A 9619-nucleotide genomic window follows, 5' to 3' on the forward strand; every position below is an offset into this window, starting at 1 on the left:
ATGCCGTATGATCGAGGCCAAAGTCGTAGCCAACAACGGACTGATCGCGCTAGAAAATTTGATCGCAAACATTAAAAGCGGCGACACTGAAACCTGCGCAAAATATGTAATCGATAACTCCAAAGAGTACAAAGGTCGCTATATCGGTCATGTGCCGCGCGGCGCACTTAGCCACTGGTGCAGGATCGAAAAGGGCGTCATCAAAAACTGGCAGGCGGTCGTGCCATCTACTTGGAACGCCACACCGAAGGATAAAGACGGTGCTATGGGCGCTTACGAATCCTGCTTGATCGGACTTAAGCTTGCCGATCTTTCCAAGCCACTAGAGATTATCCGCCGCATCCATTCATTCGATCCTTGTATCGCCTGCGCCGTGCACGTAATGGACGCTAAAGGGGCGGAGCTTGGCTGCTATAGGGTAGATCCCAGCAAAGGATAAACGATGAAAAAAAGATTTGCGGAATACGAGTTCTCAATCGGTCTTAGGATCACGCACTGGCTGCGTGCGCTTTGCATTACGATTTTGGTGATCACCGGATATTACATCGCCTTTGTTTTCACCGCGCCCGAGGTGAGTCCAGAGCCGGTGCTTTTTATGCAGGCTAAATTTAGATTCGTGCATCTGATCTTCGGCTTTGCGATGATCGGCGCGGCGATCTTTAAAACTTATCTTTTCTTCTTCGATAAAAAGAGCAGAAAAGAGCTTTTAAGCATCAAGGATTTTTTTAGCCCGCGCGTCTGGATAGCTCAGATCAAATACTATATCTTTTTGGGCGAGCACCCGCATCTTCGCGGCGTTTACAACCCGCTACAGTTCATCTCCTATCTGGGCTTTTATCTAGTATTGTTCGTAATCTGCCTAACGGGTATGATATTATATGTGCACGTCTATCACGAGGGGCTCGGCGGCGCGCTATATGGGCTCTTGCGCCCGCTGGAAGCGGCGATGGGCGGTCTAAGCGAAGTGCGAATGATACATCATCTTTGCATGAATATCATCATAATCTTCGTGCCGATCCACGTCTATATGGCGGTCTTTAACGCCGTCAAGGGTAGAGACGGCGCGATGGATGCGATCGTAAGCGGTTATAAATTTAAAAAGGAAGAGCACGCTTGAGAGTGCTGGTACTGGGTATCGGCAACGTCATCTACGCGGACGAGGGCATAGGTGTGCACTTCGTCCGCGCGCTCGCGCAGAACTATAAATTTTATCCTAAAGCCGCCGCAAGAAATTCTATGGTGGGCGAGGATTTCGCGGCGCAGAATTTTATGCAAAATTCCGCCCAAGTCTCTGCGATACAAAATTCTACCTCGCAAAATTCTGCAAATGAAAATTCTATCTCCGAGCAAAATTTCGCAGCAGTAAATTTAGACCGAAATTCTACTTCAGAACATTCCGCAAAGCAGAATTCCGCCTCAAATTTTACTTCGCAGAATTCCGTTATAAATTCCGCAGCGCAAAGCTCTATCAATTCGGACTTTGTCGCCGTAAATTCAGCCGCGCCGAGCAGTAGCGCGGATCAGATCCGATTTATCGACGGCGGGACTCTGGCTAGCTTTTTGATGCCTACGATAGCGGAATTTGATGAAATTTTGCTCGTAGATTGCATAGACGCGGACGGCGCAAAGGGCGGCGAGGTGTATTTTTTCGACTACGACGCGATGCCTAAGCAGATCAGCTGGAGCGGTTCGGCACACGAGGTCGAAATGCTTCAAACCCTGCAGATGATGGATCTTTGCGGTGATCTGCCTCACGTTAAAATTCTAGCTGTCGTACCGCGGCGCATCGAGGAGGCGAGCTTTAAGCTAAGCTCCGTGATATTAGAGTCCTCAAAAATCATGGAAAAAACGGCGCTTAAGCACCTATCGGATCTTGGCTTCGCGCATGAAAAAATCGCCGATCTTAGCGCCCAAGACATCGCGGATCGATTTGCAAAAAGGGGGCGAGATGATAGTAGCATATGAGTTTAACTACCTTAATGAAAACGCGCTGATAGCGCACTTTTTGCTGTTTTATGCTCGCAAAAGCGCACTTGAGTTTTGCCTAAAAAAAGAGGCGAGCTTAATAAGCCTTTTCGTGCGCGGCGGCGAGGATGAAATTTTAAAATTTAGCGACGAGGCGATGCCTCTGATTCCAAACTCCATATTTTTGGCAAAATCCTCCGTGCGCGTGGTGGACAAGGACAGCACCGAAGCGAAAACGCTGAAATTTAACGGCACGTTTGAAGATGCCTCCTTGGGCGATTTAAGCAAATTTTTCGAGGATGAAATTTCAAATGCCCGTAGCGCGGCTAAATTTAATAACTTTACCCCGCGAGTGATGAAGGAATACCTCGCTCGCGCCGAGCCGTCTCAAAACGAATTCGAAATAATAAGCGGCGCCGGCGTTCTTCATGACGGCAAATTTGAAGCGGTAAACAGGGAGAATTTTGCCCGCTTACTGGAGTTTTGCCGCATAAACTTATTTCATGCCAGGCAGGTTCAGATCGAGCGCGGTGGCGCAACTTTCACGCTCAAGGCGGATGTGGATTTTAGCGACGATTTTTTGATAGCCGCGGGAGTGGGCGCGCTGGATGGGATTTTTGCGAGCGACGAAAAGAGCAAAATTGCGCTCGCAGCCTTCGAAAAGCCGCTCATAAGCCTAAAAACCAATGCGATCTTTAGAAAAAACCACGAGGACACGCCTAAATTTTTTGACGTAAAGCTTGCGGGCGACATATTCGTGTTTGCGCTGGTGCGCGCTTTGGCAAGCGATGGGATCTATTTTTTAAGCGCAAAATGTGAAAATGCGGCGCAAAAAGATAAAATTTTTAAAGTCGCGCCGCTTCAAAACGGCTTTTTGATCGTGCAAAACGAGGATTTTTTAAGTGGCAGCGCAAGCTCTTATCTGAAAAACTCAAACGACAAAAACTCCGCTCTTTTTGCGCTTACGTGCCGCGAGAAGGGGGTTTTGAACGACTCCAAAAAACGCGTTTTGCGCTGCTTTTTGGGCGTAGGTGCGGACGATGAGATCGCAATTTATGGCGAAAGCTCTAAAAAAATTCTGCTTAAATTTGATCTGCCGCGCAGCTTCGACGAGATTAAGGCGCAAATTTGCGCCGACGAAACGGGCGCTAAGCTGCTTGAAAATTTTAACGCCAAATTTAACGTAGATGCCGCGAAAATCGATGAAATTTTAAAAAGCGCAAACGTGGGATTTCACAGCATCTTTAGCGTCGCCGCACAGCTTATCTGGGAGCGCGATGCGGCGTTTTTGATGGCGGCTGCGGAGGATTTTGCGGGCGGCAAAGGGGTGCGACTCGATTTTTGCACCGATGAGCGCGGCTGCGTGCAAGCGGATAAAATTTTGCGCTCAGCGATGAGCTATGCGCTCGCAGGCGCCAATGAAAAGCTGTTTGCGTTCGGATTTTTCGATAGTTTGGGCTATTTTTTAAGCGATCTGGCGGATGAGCGCAAAGAGGATTTTGACGTTTTGATCTTCGGCGGCGCGATGTTTGGCGGGCGCAAGTTCGCGGATTTAATGCTTAAGCTTTGCAAAAATTTTGACGCGAGCTTTAGCGACGAATTCGCGCTTCAAGCTCGCTAGATCGGGCATATATGCGTATTTTTGGCAAAGCTTCAAAGCCTTATTCGCAAAACAGCGAGTTGCGCGGGCATTGCGGTGCCGATAGCTGCGCCATACGGGCTAAATTTAACGCAGATGAGATCGCGCGAAATTTTAAAAAAGCGGCAAAGGGCGCGGAAGCAAAGGATCAAATTTTATTAAATTTAGAGCATATTTTGCAGCGTCCGGAACGCTTTGTCCGCCCGGCGCAAGCGCATTTTGCTCGCAAAACAGCTCCTGCGGCGCGCAATTTATGAAAGCACATACATGAAAGCGGCTAAATTTGAGGTTTTCGGAGCGGTGCAGGGGGTCGGGTTTCGCCCGTTCGTCTACAAGCTCGCCGTGGATTTGGGGCTGAAAGGCGAGGTTTATAACGACGGCGAGGGCGTTAAAATCATCGTTTGCGCAGACCTTTCCGAGCCGCAAAAAGGCTTGATTGATAAAAATTCCGCCCCTTTAAATTTAGATGAGCCAAATTCTAACGAAATTCAAGCACAGAAAGCATCGTCATCGGCTGCTCAGTCTTTAAATTCTGCCGAGTCGGATTCTAACAAGGCCGCGAACTTATCACGAAATTTTGCAAGTTCAAATTTAAACGAGAGTTCCTTTTCGCCACAGAGCACACCGAGCTTGCCAAATGATTTGACCGGCTCGTCGCGCGATTTAGCGAATGGTTTAGCTGGCATGCCTGATTTGACGAGCTTGCCGTATGATTTGACGAGCGATTTGCAAGCCGTAGCGAGTGATAAACTATTGCCAGACTTGTTCGAGACCAATCTAAACGAGCAGGGCTCCATTTTGCCCGCTTCGTCGGATCAAAATTTCATCGTGCAAAATTCGTCGCAGCAGCGCGGTATGTCTCAGAATGAATCGCCGCAAGGCTTGCAAAATATTAAGCGCGACTTGCAAGGCGCGAAGGGGGATTTGCAGGGCTTTAAACGCGATCCGCAAAGCACCGAGCAAGATCCGCGCGAAGAAGAAATTTTAAAAATTTTCGAGCGGCGCCTTCCCAGCGAAGCGCCGCCGCTTTGTCGTATCGATAAAATTATCCGCACCGATCTAAATACGCAAGATTTTACGCAGAATTTTACTGATTTTAAGATCACGCAATCTAAGGAGGGGCGTAAATTTAACCCAATTTTGCCCGATTTTGCAATCTGCGATCAGTGCAAAAAAGAGTTTTACGACCCGCAAAATCCGCGCTTTCACTACCCATTTATCAACTGCACGGATTGCGGCCCGCGCCTTAGCATCATCGCCGCACTGCCGTATGACCGCGCAAATACCACGATGAGAACGTTTGAGATGTGCGAGTTTTGCCGCAGCGAATACACGGACCCGCTCACGCGCCGCTATCACGCCGAGCCGATCTCCTGCCCGCACTGCGGTCCGCAGCTGTTTTTATGCGGCGTGGGCGGTAAAATTTTATCAAGCGGCGAGGAGGCGATAGCGCGCACGGCGGAGCTTTTGCGGCGTGGACAGATCGGTGCGATCAAAGGGATGGGCGGCTTTCATATCGTTTGCGATGCGACGAACGAGCGCGCGGTACGCATGCTGCGAATGCTCAAAAAACGCCCGAGCAAGCCCTTTGCGATCATGTGTCGCGACGCAGCGCAGGCATGGCGCGCAGCTAGCTTAAGCGCAGAGGAGGAGGCACTGATAGATTGCAATGTCAAGCCGATCGTGATTTTAAAAAAGCGTGAGTTTTCTTGGCGCACAGAGGCGGGCTTTGCGGTGAATTTCGGCGCGCAAAATTTAAAGACGCAAGGCGAAAATTTTATATCGCTGAGATTTGCGAGTGAGCAAGAAGAATCGGCGCAAGGGCAGGGCTCTGCGTTACGAAATTTACGAAATTGCGCGGCGCAAAATTTTAGTACGCAAAATATTGGAGTTTGCGCAGAGCAGGGCGGGTTGCATAGTGCGCAAATTTTCAGCAAACCGGCGCGCCGTAATTTCGCCTGCGATGCGTCGGTTGCGGGCGACTCGCGGAGCGCAGAAAACGAGCTAGGACGCGCATCGAATGGGTCTGGTTCGCAGTACGCGGCTAAAAATTTAAGCCTACTGCAAGCAGAAGGCGAGCTAAAGCTGCGACATACAGCTAATGAGTTAAATTTACAGTCCGCAGCGGATAGCCAAGACTTGCAATGCGCGGCGAAGAAGCCTGATTCTTGGCTTGCGACGAACGAGCCTATTTCGCAAAATTTGGCGAATATACAGGGCTTGCGACATGCTGAGGATAGGATGGGCTTGCAGCGCTCGGTGAGCGAGCCGAGTCCGCAACAGACGATAAATTTGCAAGGTTCATGCTCTGCGCAGGCGTGCATGGCGGACGCGCGCGGCGCCCATTCCGATAGCGAGGGCGATTTCGTGCGTTTGCCCGCAAGTTTTTCGGCGATTTTTAGAGCAGGCGCGATTTTTATCGCTCCAAGCGTGGCGCCGAACCTTAATAAAATCGGCATTTTCCTAGCCAACACCGGCGTGCATCTGCTGCTTTTTGAATACTTTGATCGCCCGATCGTAGCCACAAGCGCCAATATCAGCGGCGAGCCCATTATTTTTAACGCCGAGGAGTTGCGCGAGAAGCTGGGCGGCGTCATCTCGTTTTACCTGGACAATAATCGCGAAATTTTAACGCCGAGCGACGATAGTATCGCCTTTTTACCACCATTTGAAGCACAAACTTTAGCGCCTGATTCAAAAACGGCTTGCAATTCGAGCAAAATTTTCGCGTCGCTTTCAACCTGCGCCAAGACCGAAAATTCCGCGCTAAATTTAATCTTAGCGCAGAATTTTGCGGCTAATTCTGCAACCTCTCAAACCCTTATCGCGCCGCAAAATTTTAAGGAAAATTTTGCGGGCGAGCAAAATTTAGAGAACTCGCAAAGACCTTCCGATACGGATACAAGTTACGACGCCGCAGATTTCATTTCCGAAAACAACTCCGACGCCATAAATTCGGCGCCTCAAAAAAACCAAAATGACGCAAATTCCGCCGCCGAAGCGAAACCTGTTTGCGAAACGAAATCCGTCCGCGGCGCAGGTCTAGCAAATCTCGCAAGCGCCCTAAATTCCACAAATGCTGCAAATCTCGCAGATACAGTAAAACCGACAAGTACCGCAAATTTGGCGAGATACACGAATTTTTTCGCCGAAGCGGACGCTTTAGATCACGCGCTGTTTTTGCGAACATCTCGCGGAATGAATCCAAAAATTTTCCCTAGCAAATTCCGGTTCAAAGGCACTTTTCTCGCGCTCGGAGCGGAGCTTAAGAACCAGTTTGCGATCTACAAAGACGGGCAAATTTTCATCTCGCCTTACATCGGCGATCTTAAAAATGTCGCCACGAATGAGCGATTTTTCGCGCTTTTGGATATGTTCGTGCGCGCCTACGAGCTGAAATTCGACGCCATCATCGCGGATCTGCACCCGCAGTTTTCGCACACGCGATTTTTTGAGCAGCGCGGATACCCCGTGGTGCGCTACCAGCACCATTTCGCGCATCTGGTATCGAATCTGGCACAAAACGATCTGCTAAGAAGCGGCAAAAAATACCTCGGCTTTTGCTTCGACGGCACGGGCTATGGTACGGACGGCACAATCTGGGGCAGCGAGGCGATGATTTTTAACGAGTTCGGCTTTAATCGCGTGGCAAAATTCGACGAGATCGCGCTTATCGGCGGCGAGAATGCGATCAAAAACATCTACAAACTTGCGCTCGCGCTCATATTTAAATTTAATGCAAAGGACACTGCGCACGAGTTTTTAGCAAAATTTAATGCAAGCGAAGTCGCAAATTTAGAAAAAATCGCGCCGCGTGCCGTCCGCTCAAGCTCGCTAGGGCGGCTGTTCGATGCGTTTGCTGCGGTCATTTGCGACCTGCGAGCCGTCAGCTTCGACGGCGAAGCGGGCATGCGACTTGAGAACCTATATATCGACGGCTGCGAGCAGAGCTACGAATTTACGCTGCGAAAGGAGGGCGAAAATTTTATCCAGAACGCGCCGCAATCCGCTTCGCAGCAGCGGGATACCGATGATTTGCGGCACGAAACAGAGCGCAAAGCAAAGCAGGGCAGTTTGAATGCGCAAAATCATAGCGGCGCCAAAAACAGCTGCGCGCTGCGAGGCGATTTTAAAGAGCTTGCAGACGATGCGGCAAGCAAAGACTGGCTTGAGCGGGCGGCTCGAAACATCGCAGGCGGCGGTAAAAAGAATACAAACGTCGCTGTAAATTCTATAAAGCAAACATCTGCTCTAAATTTAATAAATTCTGAAAGCAAAAACGTCGCCGATGCGGATCAATTCCTGCAAAACGGAGCTTGCGCACCGAGCTTTGAGGGTGAATGCTACGTGATCGATTACGAAGAGGCGTTTTTGCAGGCTTTGAGCGATGAGCCGCGCTTGGCCGCGACGAAATTTATAAACGCCATCGCAAATTTCATCGCTGAGTTTGCGGAGGGCTTCGGGCTCGAGGTCGTGCTAAGCGGCGGAGTCTTTCAAAACGCCACGCTTCTAAATCTTACGTGCGCGAAGCTATGCGCGCGGGGCATCAAATTTCATCTAAACCGCGCCGTTCCTTGCAACGACAGCGGCATCGCATACGGGCAGCTCGCGGCGTATCTAAGCGAAATTTCGCGCTAAGCTCGTCCACAAAAAACGCAATTATAGCCGTTAAGCTCGCTCTTTGTAAAATTTATTAGTCTCATCTCGCCGCTAAATTTATGAACTCTGCACCCTGCTTGCGCTTTGCGCAAATTCTAACGCTACGGCGATAAAATCCACCGTGGCTAGCTTTCTACAATCGCAAAATCAGCGAACAAATTTGCGCCTTGCCGTCTTCATATGTCGCAGCCGAAACGTTAAAATTTTAAAAATTTAACGGCGCGCCGTTGCCTGCCATAGCGTCGCGGCGCACTGCTATGGCAACCGATGCAAAATTCTGCCGCGGCGAGTGGCTAGATACTGCGCAAACCCCAAGCCAAGACGCTATTTAGCGTCTGACTCTTAAAATTTGGACGCAAGCTCGCGGTAGAATTAAAATAACGTAGCACCGGTAAAATTTCATCGCGCTAGCATTAAAATATAACGCGAAATCGCGAGCAAAATTTCAAAATACGCACGATGCTTTGGAGCTTTAAATTTTAAAGAATAAGCCAAATTAGCGCAAAATTCTTACTATTTGAGCGGAATTTCGGTAAAATTACGTTCAAAATACCCAAAATAAGGGGAAGTTATGAAAAAAGAGGAAAAAGAGAGCGCCGTAAGATTTAGCATTTCGCTGCCGACGAAGCTTTTTGAGGATCTCGATGAGATGGTGCGCGCCAAGCAATACCTAAGCCGCAGCGAGTTTATCCGCGATCTGATCCGCGAAAAGATGGTCGAGGGCGTGCTTCACGGAGATAGCGACGAGGACTGCGTGGGCGTGCTTTGCATCGCGTATGATCATCACCAAAGCGATCTGATCGAGCAGCTCGTAGAGATCGAGCACCACGCAAACGTCACCATCATCAGCACCAGCCACTTCCACATCGACGAGCGCCACTGCTTCGAGGAGATCACGATGCGGGATAAAATTTCAAAGATCGAGCGGCTCAGCGCCAAAATCGGCGCGCTAAAAGGGGTGAAATTTTCCAAGCTCGTAAACGCGGTCATCACCGAAGTGTAGGGCTTTTGTGCATTTTTAAAAACAGCGCGTCGCGCGAAATTTTCGCGTTTCTATTCGTGCGCTTCTAAATTTAAACACAGACTGCGCGACTTTTGCAGGTTACGAAGCGCGATTTTGCGGGCGCGTAGTGAAATTTAAAATTTAAACGCAGCGATTGTGTAAGGCGGCAAACAAAGTTTGTTTAAATTTAGCCGCGGCGAGCGCGAAATTTAGAAATTTTAATCAAAAAACATTCTTGCCGCGGGTCTAAATTTACGCATTGGCGCGAGATCGGCACAGCTCGCGACTAAATTTTATAAAGCGCCGCGCTTTAGTGCCGTATTTGTAAAGCCGAGCTAGCGTAAAATGGATAT

6 protein-coding genes and 4 pseudogenes are annotated in these 9619 nt (G+C 49.4%); all 10 read left to right on the forward strand.

Annotated elements, in window-relative coordinates; all coding sequences use genetic code 11:
* Positions 1-439: nickel-dependent hydrogenase large subunit (locus Q0198_RS03205; RefSeq protein WP_297894882.1), on the forward strand; the 439-nt coding region annotated here is incomplete at its 5' end.
* A gap of 3 nt (positions 440-442) precedes the next feature.
* Positions 443-1117: a Ni/Fe-hydrogenase, b-type cytochrome subunit gene (gene cybH / locus Q0198_RS03210; RefSeq protein WP_297894885.1), complete on the forward strand. Its 675-nt coding sequence runs from the start codon at positions 443-445 to the stop codon at positions 1115-1117.
* Positions 1114-1209 (forward strand): annotated as a pseudogene (locus Q0198_RS03215) (hydrogenase expression/formation protein); the annotation flags it as partial. The gene cybH and the pseudogene Q0198_RS03215, both read left to right, overlap by 4 nt.
* Positions 1210-1269: 60 nt before the next feature.
* Positions 1270-1965 carry a hydrogenase maturation protease gene (locus Q0198_RS03220; protein ID WP_297894894.1) on the forward strand — a complete coding sequence of 232 codons (696 nt, stop codon included), beginning with the start codon at positions 1270-1272 and terminating at the stop codon, positions 1963-1965.
* Entirely contained in the window at positions 1949-3586 is a 1638-nt protein-coding gene (locus Q0198_RS03225; RefSeq protein ID WP_297894888.1) for a hypothetical protein, read from the forward strand. The genes Q0198_RS03220 and Q0198_RS03225 overlap by 17 nt, the downstream gene beginning before the upstream one ends.
* 11 nt (positions 3587-3597) lie before the next feature.
* Complete coding sequence (locus Q0198_RS03230; protein ID WP_297894890.1) at positions 3598-3861, forward strand: hypothetical protein; 264 nt, start codon at positions 3598-3600, stop codon at positions 3859-3861.
* Positions 3862-3871: 10 nt separating this feature from the next.
* Positions 3872-5293, forward strand: a pseudogene (locus tag Q0198_RS03235) (Sua5/YciO/YrdC/YwlC family protein); the annotation flags it as partial.
* Between the two features lie 696 nt (positions 5294-5989).
* Positions 5990-6259, forward strand: a pseudogene (locus Q0198_RS03240) (Sua5/YciO/YrdC/YwlC family protein); the annotation flags it as partial.
* A gap of 594 nt (positions 6260-6853) precedes the next feature.
* Positions 6854-8242 (forward strand): annotated as a pseudogene (locus tag Q0198_RS03245) (hypothetical protein); the annotation flags it as partial.
* Positions 8243-8834: 592 nt separating this feature from the next.
* Positions 8835-9266: a nickel-responsive transcriptional regulator NikR gene (nikR, locus tag Q0198_RS03250; RefSeq protein WP_297894891.1), complete on the forward strand. Its 432-nt coding sequence runs from the start codon at positions 8835-8837 to the stop codon at positions 9264-9266.
* Positions 9267-9619: the final 353 nt, after the last annotated feature.

Origin of the sequence: uncultured Campylobacter sp., assembly GCF_938045205.1 — a bacterium.
Classification (GTDB): Bacteria; Campylobacterota; Campylobacteria; order Campylobacterales; family Campylobacteraceae; genus Campylobacter_B.